The sequence below is a fragment of the Micromonospora sp. RB23 genome (assembly GCF_053585025.1).
Window position 1 is genome coordinate 265,923 of the sequence record NZ_CM132111.1, and the last position, 22,828, is coordinate 288,750.

General features: G+C 71.5%; 24 protein-coding genes and 1 tRNA gene. 14 read left to right on the top strand and 11 right to left on the bottom strand.

Annotated elements, in window-relative coordinates; all coding sequences use genetic code 11:
* Window positions 1-13 precede the first annotated feature (13 nt).
* A tRNA-Ala gene (locus ACTFTM_RS01145) sits at window positions 14-89 on the top strand.
* Window positions 90-122: 33 nt separating this feature from the next.
* Entirely contained in the window at window positions 123-518 is a 396-nt protein-coding gene (locus ACTFTM_RS01150; protein WP_449564035.1) for a VOC family protein, read from the top strand.
* A gap of 88 nt (window positions 519-606) precedes the next feature.
* Here the strand turns inward: ACTFTM_RS01150 and ACTFTM_RS01155 are convergent, their stop codons facing one another.
* Window positions 607-1,326 carry an LPXTG cell wall anchor domain-containing protein gene (locus ACTFTM_RS01155; protein ID WP_449564036.1) on the bottom strand — a complete coding sequence of 240 codons (720 nt, stop codon included), beginning with the start codon at window positions 1,324-1,326 and terminating at the stop codon, window positions 607-609.
* A gap of 105 nt (window positions 1,327-1,431) precedes the next feature.
* Between ACTFTM_RS01155 and ACTFTM_RS01160 the strand changes: the two genes are divergently transcribed.
* Both ACTFTM_RS01160 and ACTFTM_RS01165 read left to right on the top strand, forming a co-directional pair.
* Entirely contained in the window at window positions 1,432-1,758 is a 327-nt protein-coding gene (locus ACTFTM_RS01160; RefSeq protein WP_449564037.1) for a zinc finger domain-containing protein, read from the top strand.
* A 41-nt stretch (window positions 1,759-1,799) separates the two neighbouring features.
* Window positions 1,800-2,108 (top strand): hypothetical protein, encoded by a 309-nt coding sequence (locus ACTFTM_RS01165; RefSeq protein WP_449564038.1) that lies wholly within the window; start codon window positions 1,800-1,802, stop codon window positions 2,106-2,108.
* Between the two features lie 9 nt (window positions 2,109-2,117).
* Here the strand turns inward: ACTFTM_RS01165 and ACTFTM_RS01170 are convergent, their stop codons facing one another.
* The 3 genes from ACTFTM_RS01170 to ACTFTM_RS01180 are packed head-to-tail and all read right to left on the bottom strand — an operon-like array spanning window position 2,118 to window position 7,917.
* Entirely contained in the window at window positions 2,118-2,576 is a 459-nt protein-coding gene (locus ACTFTM_RS01170; protein ID WP_449564039.1) for a hypothetical protein, read from the bottom strand.
* A gap of 38 nt (window positions 2,577-2,614) precedes the next feature.
* On the bottom strand, window positions 2,615-3,412 hold the full coding sequence (locus ACTFTM_RS01175) for an MBL fold metallo-hydrolase (protein ID WP_449564040.1): 798 nt from the start codon (window positions 3,410-3,412) through the stop codon (window positions 2,615-2,617).
* A 59-nt stretch (window positions 3,413-3,471) separates the two neighbouring features.
* A complete protein-coding gene (locus ACTFTM_RS01180) occupies window positions 3,472-7,917 on the bottom strand; it encodes an HAD-IC family P-type ATPase (RefSeq protein ID WP_449564041.1) in 4,446 nt (1,481 codons plus the stop codon).
* 218 nt (window positions 7,918-8,135) lie between these two features.
* Here ACTFTM_RS01180 and ACTFTM_RS01185 point away from each other — a divergent pair, with 218 nt between their 5' ends.
* The 5 genes from ACTFTM_RS01185 (at window position 8,136) to ACTFTM_RS01205 (ending at window position 11,461) form a co-directional block, all read left to right on the top strand.
* Window positions 8,136-8,396: a hypothetical protein gene (locus ACTFTM_RS01185; protein WP_449564042.1), complete on the top strand. Its 261-nt coding sequence runs from the start codon at window positions 8,136-8,138 to the stop codon at window positions 8,394-8,396.
* 59 nt (window positions 8,397-8,455) lie between these two features.
* Window positions 8,456-9,844, top strand: coding sequence for an MFS transporter (locus ACTFTM_RS01190; protein WP_449564043.1), 1,389 nt, complete (start codon window positions 8,456-8,458; stop codon window positions 9,842-9,844).
* Between the two features lie 52 nt (window positions 9,845-9,896).
* Entirely contained in the window at window positions 9,897-10,550 is a 654-nt protein-coding gene (locus ACTFTM_RS01195; protein WP_449564044.1) for a GAP family protein, read from the top strand.
* 84 nt (window positions 10,551-10,634) lie between these two features.
* Complete coding sequence (locus ACTFTM_RS01200) at window positions 10,635-10,829, top strand: hypothetical protein (RefSeq protein WP_422737572.1); 195 nt, start codon at window positions 10,635-10,637, stop codon at window positions 10,827-10,829.
* Window positions 10,830-10,912: 83 nt separating this feature from the next.
* Complete coding sequence (locus ACTFTM_RS01205; RefSeq protein WP_449564045.1) at window positions 10,913-11,461, top strand: YbaK/EbsC family protein; 549 nt, start codon at window positions 10,913-10,915, stop codon at window positions 11,459-11,461.
* 46 nt (window positions 11,462-11,507) lie between these two features.
* On the opposite strand, the gene ACTFTM_RS01210 is transcribed toward ACTFTM_RS01205, so the two are convergent.
* The 4 genes from ACTFTM_RS01210 to ACTFTM_RS01225 are packed head-to-tail and all read right to left on the bottom strand — an operon-like array spanning window position 11,508 to window position 14,879.
* Window positions 11,508-12,149 (bottom strand): DsbA family oxidoreductase, encoded by a 642-nt coding sequence (locus ACTFTM_RS01210; protein WP_449564046.1) that lies wholly within the window; start codon window positions 12,147-12,149, stop codon window positions 11,508-11,510.
* Between the two features lie 20 nt (window positions 12,150-12,169).
* On the bottom strand, window positions 12,170-12,598 hold the full coding sequence (locus ACTFTM_RS01215) for a SufE family protein (protein WP_449564047.1): 429 nt from the start codon (window positions 12,596-12,598) through the stop codon (window positions 12,170-12,172).
* A 29-nt stretch (window positions 12,599-12,627) separates the two neighbouring features.
* A complete protein-coding gene (locus ACTFTM_RS01220) occupies window positions 12,628-13,053 on the bottom strand; it encodes a CBS domain-containing protein (RefSeq protein ID WP_357129342.1) in 426 nt (141 codons plus the stop codon).
* A gap of 56 nt (window positions 13,054-13,109) precedes the next feature.
* Window positions 13,110-14,879 (bottom strand): proline--tRNA ligase, encoded by a 1,770-nt coding sequence (locus ACTFTM_RS01225; protein ID WP_449564048.1) that lies wholly within the window; start codon window positions 14,877-14,879, stop codon window positions 13,110-13,112.
* A gap of 139 nt (window positions 14,880-15,018) precedes the next feature.
* Between ACTFTM_RS01225 and ACTFTM_RS01230 the strand changes: the two genes are divergently transcribed.
* The 3 genes from ACTFTM_RS01230 to ACTFTM_RS01240 all read left to right on the top strand — a co-directional run bounded on the left by ACTFTM_RS01230 (window position 15,019) and on the right by ACTFTM_RS01240 (window position 18,123).
* Window positions 15,019-15,549, top strand: coding sequence for a SigE family RNA polymerase sigma factor (locus tag ACTFTM_RS01230; protein WP_449564049.1), 531 nt, complete (start codon window positions 15,019-15,021; stop codon window positions 15,547-15,549).
* Complete coding sequence (locus ACTFTM_RS01235; RefSeq protein WP_449564050.1) at window positions 15,546-16,727, top strand: hypothetical protein; 1,182 nt, start codon at window positions 15,546-15,548, stop codon at window positions 16,725-16,727. The genes ACTFTM_RS01230 and ACTFTM_RS01235 overlap by 4 nt, the downstream gene beginning before the upstream one ends.
* A 184-nt stretch (window positions 16,728-16,911) precedes the next feature.
* Window positions 16,912-18,123, top strand: a complete 1,212-nt coding sequence (locus ACTFTM_RS01240) for a hypothetical protein (RefSeq protein WP_449564051.1) — start codon at window positions 16,912-16,914, stop codon at window positions 18,121-18,123.
* 75 nt (window positions 18,124-18,198) lie between these two features.
* Here the strand turns inward: ACTFTM_RS01240 and ACTFTM_RS01245 are convergent, their stop codons facing one another.
* Together ACTFTM_RS01245 and ACTFTM_RS01250 are read right to left on the bottom strand one after the other, a co-directional pair.
* Complete coding sequence (locus tag ACTFTM_RS01245; protein WP_449564052.1) at window positions 18,199-19,335, bottom strand: hypothetical protein; 1,137 nt, start codon at window positions 19,333-19,335, stop codon at window positions 18,199-18,201.
* Window positions 19,299-20,438, bottom strand: a complete 1,140-nt coding sequence (locus tag ACTFTM_RS01250) for a transporter substrate-binding domain-containing protein (RefSeq protein ID WP_449564053.1) — start codon at window positions 20,436-20,438, stop codon at window positions 19,299-19,301. The genes ACTFTM_RS01245 and ACTFTM_RS01250 overlap by 37 nt, the downstream gene beginning before the upstream one ends.
* Window positions 20,439-20,920: 482 nt before the next feature.
* Here ACTFTM_RS01250 and ACTFTM_RS01255 point away from each other — a divergent pair, with 482 nt between their 5' ends.
* Both ACTFTM_RS01255 and ACTFTM_RS01260 read left to right on the top strand, forming a co-directional pair.
* Window positions 20,921-21,151, top strand: a complete 231-nt coding sequence (locus ACTFTM_RS01255; RefSeq protein WP_449564054.1) for a winged helix-turn-helix domain-containing protein — start codon at window positions 20,921-20,923, stop codon at window positions 21,149-21,151.
* A gap of 231 nt (window positions 21,152-21,382) precedes the next feature.
* Window positions 21,383-22,150, top strand: coding sequence for an SGNH/GDSL hydrolase family protein (locus ACTFTM_RS01260; RefSeq protein ID WP_449564055.1), 768 nt, complete (start codon window positions 21,383-21,385; stop codon window positions 22,148-22,150).
* A gap of 125 nt (window positions 22,151-22,275) precedes the next feature.
* Here ACTFTM_RS01260 and ACTFTM_RS01265 read toward each other — a convergent pair whose 3' ends face one another.
* Window positions 22,276-22,680 carry a hypothetical protein gene (locus ACTFTM_RS01265; RefSeq protein WP_449564056.1) on the bottom strand — a complete coding sequence of 135 codons (405 nt, stop codon included), beginning with the start codon at window positions 22,678-22,680 and terminating at the stop codon, window positions 22,276-22,278.
* Between the last annotated feature and the right edge of the window lie 148 nt (window positions 22,681-22,828).

The following is a 22,828-nucleotide window of genomic DNA, read 5'->3' on the forward strand; positions in this document are numbered from 1 at the left end:
CGCCGCCATTTGCGGGGCCCTAGCTCAACTGGCAGAGCACTGCCTTTGCAAGGCAGGGGTTAGGGGTTCGAGTCCCCTGGGCTCCACCATCGTTCTTCTCCCGGGCCGATTAGGGTCTCGACATGACGACGGTCGCCACCCAGGTTCAGATCAACCTCTTCTGCGCTGATCTTGATGCCTGTCTCGCCTTCTACCGCCACCTGGGGCTGACTGAGGCGTTCCGGGCACCCGCCAGCGGTGCTGTCGAACATGTCGAGGTCGAGGCTGCTGGTATTCGGATCGGTCTGACCTCGGCGGCAGTGGCCAACGCGTTGGTCGGCCTCGGTGTCGATCCTGGGAACAGCCCGTCGACCGAGCTCGTGCTGTGGTGCGAGGACACCGACGCGTTCTACGACCTGGCCATGGCGGCAGGTGCGACGAGCGTCGTGGCTCCGATGGACTCGCCCGACGGGCGGCTCCACTATGCGTGGGTGCGCGATCCCGACGGTCACCAGGTCAAGTTCGTGCAGAAGCGTTGACCTCAGGTCGGGCATCAGCGCTGGTCACGGCGTTTCAACCAGACGCGCCCGGCCCGACGGGTGTCGGACCGGGCGCGTCTGGAATGAGCTACGCCACGAAGCGGGAGCGACGCCGGCGTGCGATCACGAAGCTCGCGCCGCCGCTGAGCAGAAGCGCGCCGCCGATGCTAGCCACAGTCGCGGTGTCGGCGCCGGTGACGGGGAGTCCACCGCCACCGCCGGCGGCGACCGGGCTCGTGGAGGTGGCCGCGGTCGGCGGGACGGTCGACGTGGCACTCGGCGTGGGGGTGGTGGGCTGCGACGTCGTCGGCGTCGGGGTGGGCTGCGACCCGCAGTCGAGTGCACGGGCGGCGTACAGGCCCTCGTTCAGGTAGGCCAGGTAGTTGTCGACGGACGCGGCGTCGAGCGTCTTCTGTGCGGCCGCCTTCACGTTGGGACCGGCGCCGGTCAGCGTCTGTCCCACCTTGATCTGCAGATCGGTCGCCCAGATGGTCTGCACGTCCTTCTTGAGCCAGGCGCGCAGGTCATCCGCGGTGCCGTCCAGCCGCTTCTGAGTGACGTCAGGCAGGGTGGTCAGGGACTCCTTCTTGGCGGTGGCCTGGATCTGGTTGGCCAGCAGGCGGAGCTGGGTGTCGGTGGCGGTGTCCAGGTCGATGGTGAACAGGTCGCGGATGTCCTTGAACGACTCGCGCTCGACCGTCTGGCAGCTCCCGTTGAGACCCGGAGCAGCGCTCTGCGCCATCGCCGGCGCTGCCGGAACCATGAAGGCCAGGGCTATCGCTATGCCGGCCGGGATCTTTCCTCGCATGTGGATTGTCCTCCCCGTTGTAGATCAAAGCCCGGGGATGTTACCGCCGATGAGTGTGGCGCATGACCCCGCGTTTACCGGGACGGGAGGCGGGGATCCGCGGTCGTGCGCATCGACGTGAACGAACCACATTCGGCCGAGCAATTCTGGGATGGAATGCGTGAGGTGGCCGCTGCCGCTACGCGGCACCAGGATCCCGACCTGTTCGAGGCGCTCATCAAGATCGGCAGGTCCGCGCTGGCGCAGGGTGTCGAGCTGGTGACGTCGAGCGGGTTCTTTCTCTCCTGCCCGGTGTGCAGTGCCGGGACGGGGCAACGCTGCATCAATTCGCCCGGCCACCCCCTGGGCGACGACAGGCTTCACCCGGAGCGCGTCGAGTTGGTCGAGAAGACGATACGGGGGGAGGTGCCGCTCCCCGAGCCGCTCCGGTAATGCCGTGTCGGCTCGTGGGGCGTCCTTGTCATGATCCCTGGATGGACGAACAGTCGGTCCCCGTGACCGTGCAGCTCTACTGTCGGGTCGAGGTGGTCGTCACCGACCCCGCGGCGGTCACCGGTCGCGCGGTCGCCGACCTGCGGGCGGCCGACATCGACTGGTCCAGGGAGAACGACGATCTCGAGACGGCCGTCGAGGAACTACGGTCGGATCTCGTCACCTCGTTGGCGGCCGTGGTGGACATCAGCCGGCTCGGCGACGGCGTACCCGGGGTGGAGTTCCGGGGTGGTCTGTGCTGGGCCGAGCAGGGTCCGGCCCGGGACCCGTTCCGTGCCGAAGAGCGGTGACGGGAAACGTCAGGAGCGGGAGCGCCGCCGGCGGGTCAGCCGTTGGAAGCGCGGACCGGCCCAGAGCCACAGGAGTGACACCGTCAGTCCGGTGGCCCCCGTGGCGACGATGACCCCCCGGGGCAGTTCCGTGTTGACCGGCTCCGGCATGCACCGCTGCGGGCTGTAGTCGATGGTGAGCTGCTGGTGCAGCGGCGGTAGCCGTCGGTCCGGGAACGACCGCTCGTAGATGCCGCAGGTGGTGGACCCGCCGATCGCCTCGACACGGAGCAGCACGTAGGGGCCGTCGGTGGTCCGGGCCGGTTCCACCGCGATCACCGTGGCTGACGTCAGGACGCCTACGGGTGGGGGCGGCTCGCGGTCGTCGGTGGCACCCATCAGCATCAGCAGGCCGCCGGGCAGCAGCAGCGCCAGCGGAAGGGATGGCCACAGTTTCGGACGAGTCCCGTTGGCCAGGAACGACGGCATGCGATGAGGCTAGCCAGGGGGATCAACGACGACGGAGGTCACGGGATGAGCGGGGCCGTCTCGCCGCGTGCGATGGTGCGGACCTGCTTGACCCAGCCCCGACGGCGGGCCTCGTCGACGAAGTGTGCCAGTGGCGAACGGAAGACCGGGTAGTCGTCGTAGTGGATGGGCACCGTCAGCTTCGGACGCACCATCTCCACCAGGTCGGCGCCTTGGCGGGCGTCCATGGTGAGCAGGATTCCGGCGGCCTTCGTGCCACCGAGGTGGATCAGCATCGCGTCGATGTCCGGGTAGCGCTCCGCGATGGGGGCGAGAAGCGGCCGGTTGAGCGTGTCGCCGGTGACGTACAGCCGGAACTCGCGCCGCCCGCCGCGTTCCACGTCGATCATCGTGCCCATCACGTCGGGCAGCAGCCGGTCCAGGACGCCCGGGCCGTGCTTGCCGGGCATCGAGGTCAGACGCACGGTCGTACCGTCGCGGCGCAGCTCCCGGGACGACCAGGTCGGCAGGCCGTCGGCGGCCCGGAAGCCCCACCGGCGCAGCTTGCGTTCGGCGGCGGGCGTGGTGACGATCGGCAGCTCGCGGTCGAGTTCCCGCCGTGCCACCCGGTCGAAGTGGTCGCCGTGCAGGTGGGACAGGACCACCGCGTCCAACTCCGGGAGCTGGGCGATCCGCAGCGCAGGGTCCGTGCGTCGGCGCGACCACAGACCCTTTCCGAGGTACGCCCGCTGGCCACGGTGCAGGAAATTCGGGTCGGTCAGCAGGGTGAGCCCGCCGATCCGGAGCACCGTCGTCGCGGTTCCGATGAACGTCACCTGCGGTTGTTCGGCCATCATGCCCACCTCCTCGCACCTCCGTACCCCGGCGGGTCACGTCCACGCGGGCGAGGCGGTGGTCAGTCCTCGTCGGTGGGCTGGGCGAGGTCGGGTCGGGCCGCTGGAAGATGCGCCACGAGCCTGGTGAGCGCGCCGTTGGCCACCGTGGCGCCGAGCGCCGATCCGGCGCCGATGGTCCAGCCCACCGGTCCGAGCGGCGTGCAGCCGAAGAACTGACTCACCCCTGGTGTCTGCACCACGACGGCCAGCGCTCCCAGTGACGCCGCCGTGGACGCCAGCACAGCCGGGCTGGTGCCTCCGGCCAGGATCGTCTGGCCGAGCTGGGTGCCGACAAGCGAGACGAGCGCTACCGTGCCGGCCCGGCGCTGCGTGCCGGTGTACCGGGCCAACGTCCAGCCGACCGTCGCGCCCAGCGTGGTGGACGCCGCGCGCAGCGCGATCTCCCTGCTCAGGGTCTCTCCGAGCGACGCGTCCGGGCCCTCGCGGAGCAGTCCGTCGGTACGGTCCGAGGCGGGTGGCCGGACCGCGATGGCCAGCGCCGGCGCCAGGTCGGTGAGCAGGTTGACCAGCAGCAGCTGCCGTCCGGTGAGGGCGGAGCGGCCGGTCGCCGCGGCGCTGAGCACGCTGAACGCGATCTCGCCGAGGTTACCGCCGACGAGGATGCTCAGCGCGTGCCGGACCGAGGACCACATGGCGCGGCCCTCGACCAGGGTGGCGATGATGGTCTCCAACCGGTCGTCGGTGACCACCAGGTCGGCGGCCGCCCGGGCCGCCGGCGTGCCGCGTTGGCCGAGGGCGATGCCGACGTCGGCGAGCCGGATCGCCGGAGCGTCGTTGGCGCCGTCGCCGGTCATCGCGACGGTCCGCCCGCACTTCTGCAACGCCTGGATGATCCGTACCTTGTGCGTCGGGGTGCAGCGGGCCACCACGTCGGTGGTGGCGAGTCGTTCGGCGAGCGCCTCGTCGTCCAGTTGGTCGAGTTCGGTGGCGGTGACCACCCGCTGCTCGTCGTGCTCGCTGATGGTGGCCGCGATGGCCTCGGCGGTGGCCGGATGGTCACCGGTGATCATGATGGTGTGCACGCCCGCCTGCCGGATGCGGCGTACCGCCGGGGCGGCGCTCTCCCGCACGCCGTCCGCGAGTGCCAGGAAGCCCACGAAGGTCAACCCTCGGACATCGGTGTCGGTGATCTGCGCGGAATCCACCTGGCACTCGGCGACGGCGAGGATGCGGTGCCCGGCCCCCGCCCGGTCGGCCAGCACGCGCTGGAGTTCCGCGCGGCCGGCGTCGTCCAGCGGCTCCCGCCGGCCGTCGGTACGCCGGTTCGCGCAGCGTGGCAGCACCGTCTCGGGGGCGCCCTTGACGCTCAACAGCAGGTGCCCGTCGGTCTGTCCGACGGTGGCGTGGTAGCCCCGCGACGGCTCGAACGGCAGCCCCCCGACCGCCCGCCAGCCGGTCGCACCGGTCTGCTCCACCACCTGTGCCGTGGCGGCGCCCCGCCGGACCGCCCGGTCGGTCTGCAACGCCAACTCCTCCGGATCGGCCGCCGCCGGGGTGGCCCGCAACGCGGTGGCGAGAGTCGACCGCAGGCGGTCGTCGAGCCGGTCCACCGCCGCGTACCGGTCACCGACACCGTCGCCGACCCCCGCGAGGAGCAACTTGCCCTCGGTGAGGGTGCCGGTCTTGTCGAAGCAGAGCACGTCCACCCGGCCCAGAGCCTCGATGGTGCGCGGGTTGCGGACCAACGCGCCGTGCGCGGCGAGGCGGCGGGCCGCCGCCAGTTGCGCGGCGCTGACCAGGAACGGCAGCCCCTCCGGCACCGACGCGACGGCCAGGTTCGCGGCGGTCGCCGCCGTTTGCGCCAGGGGTACGCCCCGGAGCAGTCCCGCCCCGGCCACGGCGATCGCCGAGCCGGCGGCCAACGGGATGGCGGCGCTGGTCAACGAGCCGAGTCGAGCCTCCACGCCGCTGGTCGGGGGCGCCTGACGGACCAGCGCCAGACTGCGGCCGGACTCGGTGTCGGCCCCGGTCGCCACCACGACGGCGGTGCCGTGGCCGGCGGCGACGGTGGTGCCCTCGTACAGCATCGAGTGCCGGTCGGCGATGGCCGCGGCGACGACCGCCCGGTTGCTCTTGGCGACCGGCAGCGATTCGCCGGTCAGCGACGACTCGTCCGCCTCCAACCCCACCGACTCGAGCACCCGGCAGTCGGCCGGCACCGAGTCGCCCGGTTCGAGGGCGATGACGTCGCCGAGCACCAGGTCCTCGGCGGCGACGACCCGTTCGGTCCCGTCCCGCCGGACCCGGGCGGTCACCGCCGAACGCGACAGCAGCTCCGCCAGCGAACGTTCCGTGTTGCGCTCGTGCACGGCCCCGACCAGTGCCGAACCGCCGACGACGCTGCCCACCAGCGCGGCGTCGACGAGCGACCCGAACGACGCGGACAGGACCGCCCCGGCCGCCAGCACGGGGGTCAGTGGGTTGGACAGCTCGTCCAGGAACGCCCGCAGCAGTCCACCACCAGCGGGGGTGCTGCCGTCCGTGTCGTGGCCGTCGTGTCGGCGGTGCGCCTCCGCGCTGGTCAGGCCGTCCGGCGTGGTGTCCAGGCGGTTGAGCACGGTCCGTACCGGCATCAGGTGCCAGGCCGTCGCCACCGGCGCCGGCGTGTCCGACCGGTCGGGTAGCCGGTGGGCCCGCCAGACCCCGTTCGCGAACGCCAGTGCGGCCGCGCCGTTGACCGCGACGAGGGCCCGGTGTGGCAGTTGGGCCGGCGGCGCGGTGAACGCGCCCAGCGCGCCCAGCCCGCTGCCCGCCATGGCGAGCCGGATGTTCTGCCGGGTCATCCGACGGGCTGCCCCGGTCGCCTCGACCACCAGTGTCACCACCCGCAGGTCGGTGCCGACCAGCAGGTGCGCTCCCCACGGCGGCAACTCCTCGGGAGCCGACATTCCCAGGCCGCAGTCGGACGCGCCGAGCGCCGCCCGGTCGCCGGAGACCAGCATCACCACCGCGCCCTCGCGCTGAAGCGCGCGTACGGAATCGGCCAGCCGATCTCCACCGGGCAGCAGCGCGTCGGCGAAGTCGTACCGCTGCTCGTCGCCCCCGGCCACGACCAGCCGCAGCCCGGCGTGCCGCGCGGCGGCGGGTAGACCGTCGACTCCGGGCGCGGGCTCCGGTTCGACCCGCAGCAGCGCCGCCAGTCGTCCCCCGTTGGTCAGCCCGAGCAGCTGTCCGCCCGCCGTACGCAGCCGCTCGCCGTCGGGTACGTCACCGCGACCGCCCTCGGGCAGCCGGTGCAGGGGTGCGAGCCGCCAACTGTCGGACTCGCGGGCGCCGGTCGGGTCGGCGGGGTCGAACAGCTCGAACGCCCGCTCGGCCACCTCGTCGACGTCCGCGTCGGCCGCCGGGGCCAGATCGGCGAGTACGCCCCGCTCGGACCCGAGCACCGCCGCGTCCAGCACCAGCGTGTCGACCCGGTCCAGCTCCCGCAGCACACTGCGGTCCATCGCGATCACCCCGCGCCGGGCGAGGACCCGGCCGAGCTGCGCCGCGTACCCCTCCCGTCCGCTGCCCGGGGCCTTCGGGAGCGCGGACAGTCCCAGCGCGGCGGCGCGCTTGGGCCCCGCGAACGGTGTCGCCGCCGCTGCCGCCGCCGCGCCCGCTGCCAGCACCCGGTTGATGTAGCGCTCGACCGGGCCGTCCGGCTTCGGGCAGGGACGTTCGGCCGCCGGCCACCGGGCGGTGGCGCGTTCCGGATCACCGGTCAGCCGAGGTTCGGCCTCCTCCCAGGCGGCGAGCTGGGCCCGCGCCTCGCCCCACTGCACCATCCGTTGGGCGCCGTCCAGGACGATCCCCGTCCACCTGCCGGTCAGGCCCTGCACGACCGCCTCGGCCAGCGGGAAGATGACGTCGGCGCGGGGGTCGGAGCGCAGTCGTCTACCGACGAGGGCGTGCAGTTTCGGTTGCAGGTCCGCAGCGGCCAGCAGGCCGGCGACCTCACCGGGCAACGGTGTGAACGGCAGGATGCGGGTGGCCGCCGAGATGGTCAGACCCAACGCGTCCGAGGCGAGCGCGCCGAGGGTGCGTGGTGTACGCGGCCCCTCCTCGGGCGGGTGCGGGGGTGGGATCTCCGGGTCCGGTTCGTGGTCACAGGTCCGCTCGACGCGGCTGATTGCGGCGATGAGGTCGCGCAGCCTCGGCTCGGGAGCCTGTACGGCCACCACGACCCGACCCGACGGCGCGTTCACCCGGGCCCAGGCGACTCCGGGCAGCCGTTCCAGCGCGGCCTCGACCTGCCGGGCCAACCGGTCGCCGCCGTCCTGGCAGACACCGTGCACCTCGATGTGGTGGCGACCGGGGCGTGACCAGACCCGACGTCGGCTCAGGCCGGCCGTTCGGGCCAACCGGGTCGCGGCCGACCCGACGGTCCGGGACGCCTCACCGACCAGGTGCGGCACGCCGATGGACGGCAGGAGGCGGCCGGCGGCGCGACCCGCCGCCGTCATCGAGGCGTACGGCCGGACGGACGCCGACCCGACTCCCCGTTGCCGTTTCTCGTGCCGTCGGTCATCTCGTCCTCCTGCCGCCCTCGCGTCCGGCGGCCTGGCTTCCCGACCTGACGTCCGTTATGCCCCTCGGAGCACCGGAACTTTGGGCGGCAGACCGCGCATGGACGGGGTGGGGGGTGGAATGCGACGACCAGCACCGGACACGGGGAGGCCGAATGAGCACGCTGACACGACACCTCAACGGTTCACGCGAGAACGTCCAGATGTACAGCCGGCGCGTCGAGCTGCCCATGCTGGGCGAGGTGGCCGTACCGCCGCCGGACAAGATCGCCTACTACGCCGGGCTCGGGGTCCTGGCCGCGTTGCAGGTGATCGAGTGGCCGCTCGCCCTGGTGATCACCGCCGGGCATGTCCTGGCGGATCAGCACTTCTCGGGACTGGTACGCGGCCTCGGGGAGGCGATCCAGGAAGCCTGACGAGAGCCCGGTCACGCCCCGGTTGACATGAATCCGGGTTGAGGTCGCAGGCTCGGTGCATGTCGAGCCGAAGCGCCACCGTCGCCCCAGTGCCCGCAGGGCTGTTCGCGTCTCGGCTGCGGGCGATGACGGTGGGCTGTGTGGCGCTGGTGTCGTTGCTCGCCTTCGAGGCGTTGGCGGTGGGCACGGCCATGCCGACCGTCGCGCGCAGCCTGGACGGCCTGGCGCTGTACGGCATCGCCTTCGGTGGCCCGTTCGCCGCCGGGGTGCTGGCCATGGTCGTCTCCGGCATCTGGTGCGACGCGCGGGGACCGCGGGGGCCGATGTGGCACGGCGTCGCCTGGTTCGTGGTGGGGCTGCTGGTCGCCGGTACGGCGCAGGCGATGACGGCGCTGGTGGTCGGCCGCGTGGTGCAGGGCTTCGGCTCCGGGCTGCTCTCGGTGGCGCTCTACGTCATCGTCGGGCAGGCGTACCCGGAGGAACTGCACCGGCGGATCTTCGCCGCGTTCGCGGCGGCGTGGGTCGTACCCTCGCTGGTCGGGCCGGCCCTGGCCGGGTTGATCGTCGAGTACCTGGGCTGGCGGTGGGTCTTTCTCGTGGTGCCGGCGGTGGCCGTCCCGGCGGTGTTGCTGATCCAGCCGGGCCTGCGGTCGCTCGACGCGACCGTGCCGAGCCGGCCGCCGGCCGGCGCGATCGCCCGCGTCGCCTGGGCCTGCGGGGCGGGCGCGAGCGCCGCACTGCTGCACATCGGGGGTCAGCAGCGCGGCGTGACGGCCCTGACGGTGATCGCGCTCGGCCTGGCCGGTCTGGTGATCTGCGCTCCGCGTCTGCTACCCGCCGGGTTCCTGCGGGCGGCCCGGGGGCTGCCCACCGTCGTCGGTCTGCGGGGCCTGGCGTCGGCGGCGTTCGTCGGCGCCGAGGTGGTCATCCCGTTGCTGCTGTCCCGCGAGCGGGGACTGTCGCCGACCGCCGCCGGGCTGGTCCTCACCGTGGGCGCGTTGGCCTGGTCGGTGGGCTCCTGGATACAGGGCCGGATTCCGGTTCCGGCCTCCCGGGCCAGCCTGCCCCGCGTCGGCCTGTGCGCGATCACGGCCGGTACGGCGACTGTCGCGCTGGCCGTCCGACCCGAGGTGCCGGTGGCCGTCGCCGTGCTCGGCTGGGCGGTCGCCGGGCTCGGCATGGGACTGCTCTACCCCTCGTTGTCGGTGCTCACGTTGGAGCTGTCCGCACCCGGTGAGCAGGGCCGCAACAGCTCGTCGCTGCAACTGGGCGACTCTCTCTTCGCGGCGACCGTGCTGGCGCTCACCGGCGCTGTCCTGGCCGTGGGGAGCGCGCCCGGCCCGTCGAGCTACCTGGTGACGCTGGCGGTGGCGGCCGGTCTGGCGCTGCTCGGCGCGTTGCTGGCCGGCCGGGTGGTGGTGCCGGGGAGCAACGCGTCGGGCGGGTGATCCGCCGTCGATCCGGTGCGTCGGTCCCGGTCGGGCGTCAGGATGGCAGGCGATGAGCTTCCTGACCGTCCTGCCGCTTGCCGTGGTGATGGTCGCCGGGACGCAACTGGTCGTGGCGATCTTCCTCGCCTCGTCCGACCGGCCCCGGGCCGCGTCGTCCGGCTTCCTCGCCGGCGCCGGACTGGTGGTGGTCGCCGGAGTGACCGTGAGCTGGTTGCTGACCCGAGTGCTGGGTGGCCTGGCCACCGACGCCAGCACGGCCGCCCACAAGGCCGACAGCGGTCCGACCATCGACATGGTGGTGCTCGCGCTGCTGGTGATCCTGGCCGTGGTGATCTGGGCGCGCCGCGACCGCTCCGGGCCGCCGCGGTGGCTGGGCAGCGTCAGCCACGCCGATCCGCGCTGGGCGGCGCGTACCGGCGCGCTGCTCTTCGTGGCGACGCCCACCGACGACATCACCATGGCGACGGTGGGCGCGACCGTGGCCCGGCACGACCTGCCGTGGTGGCACCTGGTGCCGTTCGTGCTGCTCACCGTGCTGCTTCTCGCCGTGCCGCTGCTGGCGCTGGTGCTGCTCGGGTCGAGGGCCGCCCGGGTGCTCGCCCGGATGCGGAGGTGGGCCGAGGGGCACGCCTGGATCGTCAACGAGATCGTGATCGCGTTCTTCGCGCTGCTGACGGTGCTGGACCTGCTCCGGTCGAGGTGAGGTCCCCGGTGCCCCGGGACACGTACGGGGGAACCGCGCGGAGATGAGAGATGCGCCGGTTCACGTTCGTCCTACGGTGACGCCATGTTCGTTGTCGTCACCACGGTGATCCTCTACGTCTTCGGTTTCGTGTTCCTCTACGGCGTGATCCGGCTGGGCGTCCGGCACGCGCTGGAGGACCTGGAGCTTCAGCGGGCCCGGGCACGCCGCGAAGAGGAACTGGCGGCCGCCCGCGACCGCTCGTTCATGCGCGACAACGCGTTCCTCGCGGGCAGTTGAGCCGCGACGTGGAGGTGGCGTCGCGGGACGCGGCCGGGGTCGGCAGGCGATCCGGCGGTACGGATGCGAGGATCGCAACCGTGATGGGAACGTTGAAGACCGAACCGGCCCGTGCCCGCCTCGACCTGCTCGCCCCGCCGGTCGCGGAGGCCATCGCCCAGTGGCCCGCCGACGCGCCGGTGGACGTCGACGACGTGCTGGTCGCGCCGATCGACGCCGACCTCGCCGACACGGCCGAGTTCTGCGCCGCGTACGAGGTGGGGTTGGACGTGTCGGCCAACTGCGTCGTGGTGGCCGGCAAGCGCGAGGGCGTCGTCCGCTACGCGGCCTGCATCGTGCTGGCGACCACGCGGGCCGACGTGAACGGGGTGGCCCGCAGGACCCTGGACGTCCGCAAGGCGAGCTTCGCCCCGATGGCCGACGCGGTCGAGTTGACCGGCATGGAGTACGGCGGGATCACCCCGATCGGGCTGCCGGCCCAGTGGCCGATCCTGGTGGACGCGCGGGTGATCGCCACCCCGCACGTGATCATCGGGTCCGGCGTACGGCACAGCAAGATCGCGCTGCCCGGGCCGGCGCTGGGCGCGCTGCCCGGCGCGCAGGTGGTGGAGGGCCTGGCCAGGCCAGCCTGACCAGGCATCGGCATCGATGCCGTTGCACGTGAAACATCACGTGCGTCTATGACTGGCGGGCGGCAGCCTCCCGCTGCTCGACCTCGGCCAGCGCGGCGAGGAGCGTGGACGCCTCCTGGGCGCCACTCACCGCGTACTTCCCGGCCAGCACGAACATCGGCACGCTCGTGATGCCCAGGTCGTGGGCCGCGGCCAGGTCGGCGGCAAGTTCGGCGGTCCGCTCGTCGGAGTCGAGGAACCGGCGCGCGTCGGCGGCGTCCAGGCCGATCGAGCCGGCGATCGTGGCCAGCACCTCCCGGGAGCCCACGTCGAGACCCTTCGTGAAGTGCGCCTGGTACAGGGCCTCCACCATCTCGGCCGCCCGGTCGCGCTCGGCGGCGTAGCCGACCAGCCGATGCGCGTCGAAGGTGTTGGCGGCCACCGCGTGGTCGTAGTCCAGCCGCAGCCCGTCACCCGCAGCGACCTGGACCACCCGGGCGACCATCTGCCGCGCCCGCTCCGGGCCGCCGAACTTGGCGGCCAGCGCGTCGACCACCGGAAGCGGCTCGGGTACCGGCGACGGGTCGAGCTGGAACGGCCGGTAGCGGACGGTCACCTCGCCGTCGTAACGGGCGATTGCCTCGTCAAGGCGACGCTTGCCCAGGTAGCACCACGGGCAGACGACGTCCGCGTAGATCTCGATCTCCATGATCGGTGGCAACTGCCCGGTCAGTCGAGTTGTTCCCGGACCTGCCGCTTGAGCCGGCCCAGGATCGCCGTCCCCCCGCGGACCCGCAGCGGACTGATCGCCTGGGCCAGACCCATCCGCTGGTAGAGATCGTCCGGAACCGCCAGCACCTCCTCGGCGCTCGCGCCGGCCAGCCCTTCGGCGAGGATCCCGGCGAACGCCCGGGTGGTCGGAGCCTCCGGTGGGCAGTCGAACAGCGTCTCGACCACGCCGTCCGGCGTCACGGTGGCACGCAGGAAGAACGCGGTCTGGCACTCGGGCACCTGCTCCATGCCCTCGCGCGCGGTGTCGTCCTCCGGCAGCACGGGAATGACGTCGGCGTACTCCAGCAGCATCTCCAGCACCAGGTCGCGCGGCGCGGCAGCGAACTCGTCGACGATCTCGGCCAGTCGGGCCGGCATGTCAGCCATGAGTCGAGGCTACCGCCGGCATCGGCCGGTCACGTCGTCGGCGACTGTTCGCTGATCTCACTCAACGCGCTGGTCGGGTCGAGCTGCATGGCCAGGTCACCGAGCGAGACGATGCCCACCAGCTTGCGGTCGCTGTCGCAGACCAGCACCCGCCGGATGCCCCGGTCCCGCATGAGCGCCGCTGCCTCCCCGGCCGTGCAGTGCTGCTCGATCATGACCACCTCCCGGGTGACGATCGAGCCGATGGTGGTCGACGCCGGTGACGCGTTCTCGGCGACCGCCCGGACCACGATGTCGCGGTCCGTGAGCATGCCGGCGAGCGTGGCGCCGTCGGTGACGACCACGTCGCCGATGTCCGCCTCCTTCATCACCCTGGCCGCCTCGTCCAGGGTGGTCTCCGCCGACAGGTACACGACCTGCTTGGTCATCACGTCGCTGACCCGGTAACCGGTCATGAGATCCTCCGAAGACGCTCCACCCGATCCGACTGCACTACCCCGTGACGCGGCGGCTACACCAGGTTCGCACGTTCCCGGCGGACCTCGTCGGCGATCCGATCCACCACGGTGTCCACCGGCAGTTCCGTTCGCCGGTCACCGACCCGCTCGCGCAGCTCGACGTACCCGTCGACCAGTCGGCGGCCGACCACGACGGCGCGCGGGATGCCGATCAGCTCGGCGTCGGTGAACTTCACCCCCGCCGAGACGTGCGTGCGGTCGTCGACCAGCACGCGCAGGCCGGCGGCGGCCAGACGCCCGCCGAGGTCCAGCGCCGCGTCGAGCTGCGGGCCCTTGCCCGCCACCACCAGGTGTACGTCACAGGGCGCGACCGCCGCCGGCCAGCGGAGTCCCCGCTCGTCGTGGTGCTGTTCGGCGATGGCCGCGACCGCGCGGGAGATCCCGATGCCGTAGCAGCCCATGGTGGGTCGGACCGGCTTGCCGGCCGGCCCGAGCACGTCGACGGCGAACGCGTCGGTGTACCGGCGACCGAGCTGGAAGATGTGCCCGATCTCGATCCCCCGCCGGATGGTCAGCTCGCCGTCGGCGCAGTCGGGGCAGGGGTCGCCGGCGCGTACCTCGGCCGCCTCGATCGTGCCGTCGGGCGTGAAGTCCCGCCCGCAGACCACGTCGGTCGCGTGCCGACCCAGCTCGTTCGCGCCCGTCAGCCAGGCAGAACCGGTCACCACCCGGGGATCGACCAGGTAGCGGATGCCGAGCTTGGCGAGCACCTGCGGGCCGAGGTAGCCGCGTACCAGCTCCGGATGTTCGGCCCAGTCCTCGAAGACCGTCACCTGCGCCGGCTCCAGCGCGGCGGCGAGCCGCTTCAGGTCCACCTCCCGGTCGCCGGGCAGCCCGACCACCAGGGGTTCGGCACGGTCCGCCCCGGGCTGGCGAACCGTCAGGACGACGTTCTTCAGGGTGTCGGCGGCGCTCCAGTCGTCGCGGTCACCGAGCCGGCGGCTGTTCGCCAGCTCGACCAGGCTGGCGATCGTCGCGGTCTCCGGGGTGTCGTGCACCTGCGCCGCGGGCCGGGTGGCGGGGTCGCCGACGGCGGGGGCCCGGGTGACGACGGCCTCGGTGTTGGCGGCGTAGTCGCAGGCGGTGCAGCCGACGAAGGTGTCCTCGCCGACCGGCGTCGAGGCCAGGAACTCCTCCGACGCCGAGCCGCCCATCGCGCCGGACATCGCGTGCACCACCGTGTGGTCCAGACCCAGCCGGTCGAAGATCCGCTGGTACGCCGCCCGGTGCCGGCCGTACGACTCCCGCAGGCCCGCCTCGTCCAGGTCGAAGGAGTACGCGTCCTTCATCAGGAACTCCCGGCCACGCAGCACACCGGCCCGGGGCCGCGCCTCGTCGCGGAACTTCGTCTGCACCTGGTAGAGCGTCACCGGGAAATCCCGGTACGACGTGAAAAGGTCCTTGACCAGCAGCGCCGCCATCTCCTCGTGGGTGGGCGCCAACAGGTGCTCGGCGCCGCGCCGGTCGGCGAGGGTGAAGATGTCGTCGCCGTACTCCGTCCACCGGCCGCTGGTCCGGTACGGCTCGGCGGGCAGCAGCGCCGGGAAGTACACCTCCTGGTCGCCGATCGCGTTCAGCTCGGCGCGTACCACCTCGGTGATCCGGTCCAGCACCAGCTTGCCCAGCGGCAGCCACGTGTAGCCGCCCGGCGCGGCGCGACGGATGTAACCGGCACGCAGCAGCAGCCGGTGGCTCGGCACCTCCGCGTCGGCCGGATCCTCGCGCAGGGTCCGCAGCAACAGGGTCGACATGCGTAGCAGCATCCGCGCAGCCTAGGACCGTGCAGCCGGATGAGCGATCAATTTCGGCCCGATCCCGCCCCTCCGACGGCAACCATCGGCGTACATGCTGACGTCTGCAAAGGCACCAAGCCCTCGCACCCTGACCTGAGGATCGGCCCGTGTGGACCCTCTGTTGAGTGAGTTCGACTCGTTCGTCCGTACCCGTACCCCGGCGCTGCTGCGCTCGGCCTATCTGCTCACCGGCGACCAGCACCTGGCCGAGGACCTCGTCCAGTCGGCCCTGGCCCGGACCCACCGCTCCTGGAGTCGCCTGCACCACAGCGGCAACGCCGAGGCGTACACCCGCAAGACCATGTACCACCTGCAGGTCTCCTGGTGGCGACGGCGCCGGATTCCCGAGTCGATGCCGGGCGACCTGCCCGAGCCACGCGGAGGCGGCTCGGCCCCCGATCACGCCCATCAGACCAGTTTGCGGCTCACCCTGCGGGCGGCGCTGGCGAAGCTCTCCCCGAAGCAACGTGCCGTGCTGGTGCTGCGGTTCTTCGAGGACCGCACCGAGGCGGAGGCCGCCGAACTGCTCGGGGTCACGATCGGCACCGTGAAGAGCCAGACGGCCAAGTCGCTGGCCAGGTTGCGCGCCGTGGCGCCCGAGCTCGCCGAGCTGTACGTACTGGAAGGAAGCAGCCGATGAACGACCAGCGCCTCCGGCTCGACCTGGCCGCCCTGGCCGACGAGGTCACCCCGGTCGACCTGCGGGACCGTACGCTGCGCGCCTCCCGCCGGCTCGGCATCCAGCGCGCGGTTGCCACCTCCGCCGCCGCCCTGGTGTTGATCGCGGCGGCGGCCGGCACCGCCTTCGCCATCCGGCCGAACCAGTCCCCGAACCCGCTGCCCGCCGACACCCCGTCGGTCACGGCGACCCCGACGCCGTCGCTGTCGCTCACCCCGACACCCTCCACCAGCGCCGACGCCCCCGGTGTCCCGCCCAGCAGCGGGACCGGCACGAACACCCCGGCCGTACAGTTCGGCAAACTCTTCTACGGTCCCGCCTCGGGGGTCGATGCCAGGAACGCGAATCTACGGTCCTGGAACCCTGGGGACAGCGTGGTGCAACTGGCGGCTTTGCCGGAACCCACGGCACTGATCCGCGCGAGCATTTCGCCGGACGGGCGTCGGGTTGCCTGGGTGCAGATCGACGCGGACGGGGGCACCAACCTCTACACGGCCAACGTCGACGGCTCGGACCGGCAGCAGATGCGCAAAGAGGTCGAGCCGACCTGCGTCAACCCGGTCTGGTCGCCGGATGGGCGGTACCTGCTGTTCCGCGAGTGGGATCCGGCGGTTGGGCCTGGCCGGGTTGGGGTGCTGGACACGCACTCAGCGAAGAAGACCGTGCGCTGGTGGGCGAACGAGCGTGCGGGATGTAATGCTCGTTGGTCTGCTGACGGCGAGGTCATCGCGATGATCAGCATCGATGGTGGTGTGACGCTGTTCGACAGCAGCGGCAACCGGAAGCGTGACATGCCGGGGCTGGGCCCGAGGGGCACCTGGGGAAATGGGGACGTCGCCAGCCTTTCTCCGAATGGCGATCGCATCGCCCTGTACCAACCCGACCCCGGCAGCGAGGACGGGACCGGTCCCGACGTCTGCGTGGTGCGCGATACCCGGACGGGCGAGGAGATCCGACTGCCTCTGGAGGGCCGAAAGCCGCGGCAGGTGATCTTCCGGGCCGACGGTTCGATGATCGTGCGGGTCCAGGCCGGTAGTGGATACGCCGCGCTGTTGGTGGACGAAGACGGCAAGAAGATTTCCGAAACCGCCGAGCCGGCCAGCCTGAAGGGCATTCACATACTCGCCGTCGTGGACTGACGAGCAGCACCGGAACTGGGTGGGTCACCTCGGGGTGGCCCGCCCTTCCGCTGTCCCCACCCGGATCGTCTGGCGGGCGTTGATCACCGTCCGTGAACCGCGGAAATGGTTGCCGGTGCCAACGGATTCGACTGTCGGATAGCGACGCCCGAGAACGGCAACTCGCCAGGGCCAAGGGCTCGTCATGGGTGGTGTCAAATTCGACCACCTGTCGCAGAGGATGCAGACGATGAACCTCGGCCCGTTCACCCGCCCCGCCGCCCCGGCCCACCGCTCTGGCGTGATCGTCGGTACCGCAGTTCTGCTGTTCCTGGCGTTCGGTGCCGCGGCCTGCGGCACCGCCGGCCCGGATGCCACGGATGTCCCCGCCGGAACCGGTACGGCGGTCACCGCCCCCGGCAACCCTGTCACCGCACCCGGCAGCGCTGTCACGGCGACGGGCGACACCTCTGCCGCCGGTGCGGGTGGCGCCGTGCCGGGCGCGAGCGCCGCCGCACCGCCCGTCGTTCCAACCCGCCCGGACACCGGGTCGACGCAATGGCCGCGGCTGACCTGGTACACGGAACAGGAGTTCGGCCAGAAGCAGAACGACCCGGCCCGGATCTGGCGGCTTACCTCGGGTGGGACCTGGCAGGTGGTGCGAACGGGTCGGCCGCACAGCGGCACCGCCGAGAGCCCGACCGTCGTCTCCCCGAACGGCGAGCGAATCGCCTGGTTGGAGCCGTCCGCCGGCCGACTGGTTATCAGCGCCTTCGACGGCACGCAGCAGCACGTCGTCGGGACGCAGAGCGGGTGGACCTGCACGCCGAGCTGGCTCGATTCCCAGCGTGTGCTGTTCAGCGTAGGTCGGGGGAGAGACTGGACGGTGGTCGCCATCAATGCCGACGGGACCGGCCGTAGGGTCCTTGCCAACCACCAGTCAGACTGCCCGACGGTGGACAACGGATGGTGGGCCCAGGCCGCCAAGCGGACGGTGAGCATCGGGAACGGGCGAGGTACGCGGCGCACCATCAGTCCCCGCATCCCCGCCGACCGCGTCATCGACAGAGTGGCCGGGATCTCCGCGGACGGCCGGACGGCGGTGGTCAGCACCCACGTGCCCAACCCGGGTGAGTGCGGTTGCACCTGGGAGTTCCGCACCTACCGGGTCGAAGTCGCGAGCGGGGCGGTCATCGAGCTGGCACCCCTCAAGACGGCCTGGCGCAAGCCGACCGGCCACGGGGCAACGGTCGACGTCGTCTTCGCCGCCGATGGAACCCTCGTGGCCCAGGTGAACACCGCGACGCCGGGCGACGACGCGCCGGCTTACCGCCTGGTCCGGTACGCCGCCAACGGCCGGGTGCTGGCCGACGCGGCGGTGCCCGCCGGCCAGCCGTGGGGCGTTCTTCTCGGCTGAAGCAACCCCGGTGGTCGCGCCACCGGCTACGACGAGGGACCGGCCACCTAGGGGGTGGCTGGTCCCTCCGTCCTGTCACCTCGCGGCGGGGAGGCGGCCCTCGCAGCGGACGTCCGGGTCGGCCACCGGCCGGCGGGGCATCATCCAGTCCAGGGCGGTCTCCTCCACCGGCCAGCCACGCACCGACACCAGGCTGTACGGAACCGCCGCCGGCTGCGGGCAGAGAACCTGCGACTCGACCCACCCGTTCGGCAGGAACCGTACGGTGGCGGTCCGGTCCAGCACGATCGTCGACGTGTCGGTCACCGTGATGAGCGCGCCGAGCACCACCTGCCGGCCGTCGGCGGCGGACGGGGGGCCGGCCGGGGTTGCCGTGCCGCCGTTTCCGGGGGCGCCCGGGGCCGCTGAGGTCGTGCTGTCCAACGGCCGCGGGGCCGGGCCGCCCGGGGCTGTCGACGCCGGGACTTCCGGGGCCGTCGCGGCCGATTCCTTCGGGACCACCTCGACGGCGGCGATGGGCAGCAGCGGCACCCGGAGGAAGACCGCGCCCATCACCACCGGAAGCACCGCGGCGACCGTGAATGCCAGGCCGTGGGTCAACGCCGGCGCGATCCACCCGGGGATCGGGCCGGTGAGCAGCAGGGTGGCGGCGGGTGGCACCGCCAGTAGGGCGGCGGTGGCCAGCTCGCCCTCCCGGTACGCCGTCCAGATCGCGGGTCCGAGCACGCTGTACGCCAGGACCGCCGCCGCCGACGGCAGGGCCACGCTGACGAACAGGATGCGGGTCGGCTGATCCGGGTGCAGGTAGCGGGTGCGCAGCGCCAGCAGCCAGAGGCCGAGCATCAGCAGCGACGGCAGGAAGCGGAGCTGCCAGGTGAGCGCCGCCAGCGCGACCGCCGCGCTGATCACCCATCCCGGGGTACGTGCCGTCCCCGAGGCCAACAGGGAGCGTTCCGGGTCGAACCGGTCAGGAGCGCTGAGCCGGAGCAGCCGACCGAGGACACCGAAAGTGAGCACGACAACGGGGAACGCCCACACCAGGGCGATCAGGAGGGCGCTGAGCAGGCCGAGCGGGCTGACGTACTGGACCAGCAGCAGCATCGTGGACATGTCCTGCTGGCTGAGCTGCCAGAGCCGCAGCACCAGCAGGAGGACGGGGAAGGCGGGTAGGAGGGTCAGCAGCCACTGTTGCGCCTGCCGCGCCCCCGCCATCCGACGCGGGCGAACGGCCCAGTGTGAACCGGGAACGACCCGGGGTGCGCCGGGGGCGGCAGTGCGATCCTCTCCCACGGCCACTGTCGCACCTCCACCTTCCTCGGATCGGGTTGCTGCTGTTCCGCGACCGGCTGCGGAAGGTTGTAGCCCTGCTGCCAACGCAGGTTGGCGTTGAACGCGTTCTCCCAGGCCGAGTTCTCCTCGTCCTTCGCCGACTCGTAGAGCGCCAGGTCGACCAGGTCGAGCAGGGCCTTGTTGGGGCCGGTGTTGACGCCCCACCGCTCCTGCGGCGACGAGCCGATGTCCCAGTGCCGCAACGGTTTGACGTTCTTCAGGGTCACCGGGAACCGCTGGCCGTCGTCGCCAGGCTGGTCGCCGGTGACGAAGCCGGCGAGGATCGCCGCGTCGGTGGTGACGGCCTGCACCTTGCCGTCGTACATCTCCTGGATGCACTCGCTGATCCGGTTCCGGCCCACCGGCGTGGCGCCGGCCTCGGCGAGGCGCTGGATGGACGTCGAGGTCGTCAGCGAGCAGACCGTCAGCCCACGCAGATCCTCCAGGCTGCTCACCTGGCCCTTGAAGTCCTTCAACGTCACCACCGACTGCTCGGTGTGCAGGTACGCGGCCGAGAAGACCGCGCCCTCCTCCCGGCGCTTGTCGTTGATGCTGTACGAGGCGATCACCAGGTCGACGGTGACGAAACCCTCGCCGTCCTGGGCCTGCCGACGGGCCCGGTCCTCACTCTCGATCGGCACGAAGCGCACCTGCGAGTGGTCGAAGCCGAGGTAGCTCGCGATCATGTACGCGATGTCGACGTCGAAGCCCTTCCAGACGTTGTTCGGAAGGCGCTGTGAGATGCCCGGCTGGTCGTCCTTCACCCCGATGATGAGCTGCTGCTTGCCCTTGAGCTGAGCGTCCTCCAGCAACTCGTCCCGCGTCGGCGGGCCCATGGCGAGGACGATCGGAACGAGGGCGGCCGCCAGGACGGCCAACGCGACGACCAGCCCCACGAGTCGGATCTGACGGGTCCGTGTGGTGCGCGACGGCGTGTCCGCCGCCGGGACCGGCCCGGCGGGGCTCGGCTCGCTTGCCTGACTCAACTAGGCCCTCCCCGCTACCCGGCCCGGTGACCGGCCCTCCATTGTGGGGCCTGCTGACGGGCCAGGGCACCCCGACATCCGCCGGATTGGCGACACCGTTTCGGCGGGCCTAGCTGGTCGGCCGATCGTCGACCTGGCGGTATGCCACGACGCGCTTCCGAGCCCAGGTCAGTGCTCCGCACGTTCCGGCCCGACCGTGACACCGTTCGCAGGATCCCAAAATCCAGTGCCGTCGAATGATCCGTCTGGCCAGCATCGGAACCCACTCTGACCGGGGTAGTTCACGCTCGATCACTGCACCTCCCGCAAGGAGCAGGTCCGGCCACCGATCCCTGATCAAGTGACCGGACCGCTATCCGAGCACCCCGCCAGTTGCCGACCGATAGGGGCGCTACCAGAAACCTGCCATGGCTAACCATTGCTAGTCAAGCACTCGCCATGGGTGATTAAGTGGGAGGTGCCGATCGATAGGGGAACCGCCAGTGCCGCCGCAGTACGCCTACCAGCGCGTAGCCGAAGATGTGATCAAGCGAATCCAGTCCGGGGAGTTCCCACCCGGCTCGCGCCTGCCCAGCCGCGCCGAGTTGTGTGAGCAGTACGAAGTCTCCAGCTTCGTTGCGGACCGGGTCTTCCTCATCCTGAAGATGCAAGGCCTCACGGAGTCGCTGCCTGGCGCTGGTGTGTACGTCAAGGAGAACGCGCCAGGTCAGTGAGGCAGCGGCTTGACGTGGCGGATGATCGACGCGCGTTCGCCGAAGTTGCGGTGTCAACCCGACCGGAATGCCGCGATATCGGTGAACTCGTGTCGATCAAGCCCCCGATCAAGGCTCTCGATCAAAGCGTGCGCATGACCTCCGCCACGTCGGCCGGTCGGGGCATCGGCCGACGCGCCCCCGGTGAAAGACTGGTCGCCGCAGGCAACGGGTGGCGTGAGGGGGGCGCGGGTGCGCTGGCGCAGTTTTGTCGCGGTCGGGGACAGCTTCACCGAGGGTATGGACGACGCGTACCCGGATGGCACCTTCCGGGGTTGGGCGGACCTGGTGGCGACCCGGCTCGCCGCCGAGGCGGGCCCGGACTTCCGGTACGCGAACCTCGCCATTCGGGGCCGGCTCTTCCCCAGCGTGGTCGCCGAGCAGGTGCCCTCCGCGGTGGCGATGAAGCCCGACCTGATCAGCTTCGCGGCCGGCGGGAACGACGTCCTGCGCCGCACCTTCGACCCGCAGACACTCGTCTCCCGCTTCGACGATGTCGTCCGGCAACTCCGCTCGGGCGGCGCGGACGTGCTGCTCTTCCGATTCGCGGACGTGATGGCCCGACTGCCCGGTCAGCGTCTCGTCGCTCCCCGGGTGCAACTGCTCAACCAGGCGGTGGGCGAGACCGCCGAGCGGCACGGCGCGATCCTGGTCGACCTGTACGCCGACGACACGTTCCTCAACCCGATGCTGTGGAGCACCGACCGGCTGCACCTCTCCCCGGCCGGGCACCGACGGGTCGCCGGGCAGGTGCTGAACGCGCTCGGCGTGGGCTGCGACGAGGAGTGGCTGCTGGTCCCGCCGCACCCGGCACCGTCACCGTGGCTCGCCGCCCGCGCGGCCGACCTGCGCTGGGCCGGGCAGTACCTGGCCCCGTGGATCAAGCGTCGGCTCACCGGCCGGTCGTCCGGTGACACGGTGACCGCGAAGCGTCCGCTGCTCGGGCCGATCGTCGACTGACCACTTGGCAAACGATCCCTTTCGGACCGAGCGTGGTCCGGACGGCAGCGCCCGGACCACGCTCACTCGCGCCGTCCGACGCCCTGGCGGCCCCCCGGCATCAACCCACGCGGTGTTCTGAGGCCCTAGAAGCCGGCAGACTCACACGTCCTGTCGTAGACGGGGTAGGAACCGCCGTCGGTGTAGTAGGTGCCAGAAACCACCGTGCACCACACCTGGTTGCCGCTCCAGTTCTGGCCAACAGCGGTGTCGCTGATGTGCGGAGCCGCGTAGCCCGTCGAGGTCGAACCCTTGCTGGCGCCGTTGGCGGTGATCGTCACCTTGATCTCGGCGTCGGCCCAGGGGTCGCAGTAGATGTGACCGGTGGCGTAGACACTCGGACTCCGGTACCAGGGCACGTCGGCGACCGCGTAACAATAGGTGGCCGCGGCTGCCTGGCCCCTGGTCTGTGCCTGGGCGGTGCCGGGCGTACCGACGACGGCGGCCGTAGCCGCCACGGCGATGACGCTTGACGCGATTCTCTTGATCACTTCCTGGTCTCCTTCGGCGCAGATGTTTTTCCTATGGATCTCTCTCTGCGCTCAAGCCTGAGTGGCAGTCGGTGTGTCGGGAACCGCCCAAGCCGTTCCGAACAGTCCCGCACATCCTTGACGAGATCCGGCGAGCGCCGCGTCACGT